The organism is Streptococcus pluranimalium (genome assembly GCF_047785745.1).
Classification (GTDB): Bacteria; Bacillota; Bacilli; order Lactobacillales; family Streptococcaceae; genus Streptococcus; species Streptococcus pluranimalium_B.
In genome coordinates this window covers 1-830 of the sequence record NZ_JBLOJT010000214.1, presented here as the reverse complement: position 1 = coordinate 830, position 830 = coordinate 1, and the positions used below count along the sequence as shown (strand labels likewise).

At 41.8% G+C, this 830-nt stretch carries 1 pseudogene; it reads left to right on the top strand.

Going from position 1 to position 830, the window contains the following annotated elements:
• Nucleotides 1-695, top strand: a pseudogene (locus ACMZ6U_RS10560) (IS5 family transposase); the annotation flags it as partial.
• Between the last annotated feature and the right edge of the window lie 135 nt (nt 696-830).

Genomic DNA, 830 nt, shown 5'->3' with positions numbered 1-830 from the left:
AAAATTAACCAAGTCAGGTCGTGAAAAGGCGTTGTTCGATTTGTTCTATGCCCATCTCACAGATGAAGGAGTGATTGCCCATTCAGGTCAGATTGTGGATGCTTCCTTTGTCGAATGCCCTAAACAACGCCATTCACGTGAGGACAATCAGAACATCAAGGAAGGCGAAAAGGTAGACGGTTGGAACAAGACTAAACGGAGCCAAAAAGACTAGATGCGACTTGGCTACGCAAAGGTGATGTCCGCTATTTTGGCTATAAAAACCATATTGGTGTCGATAGAAAATCAAAACTTATCAAAACTTATCAAAACTTATCAAAACTTATGAGGTCACAACTGCTAGTGTAGACGACTCCAATGTCCTAGCTGCTCTGTGTGATACCAATGAAGCGGTTTTTGATGACAGTGCTTATGTTGGACAATCAGTACCAGAAGGTTGTCGCCCCCACACGGTTCGTCGTGCATTTAGAAATAAACCGTTGACTGAGACTGATACGGTCATTAATCGTCATATTGCCAAAGTCCGTTATCGCGTTGAGCATGTTTTTGGCTTAATTGAAACGAGCATGAAGGGTAGGAGCTGTCGAGCACTTGGGAAGGCACGAGCTAAAACCAATGTGACCTTAACTAACCTGCTCTACACTATCTGTCGTTTTGAGCAAATCAAACGACTGGTATTGCCATCATGGGCTTAGTGCGCCCAAAAATAGGAAAATAAGCCAGAAGTAAGAACCTGTATTAATAAAAAATGTTAAACTAAAGATATGGCACAAAAAGCATATGATACTGATTTAACCGATCAAGAATGGGCTCAACTTGAACCCTATTTC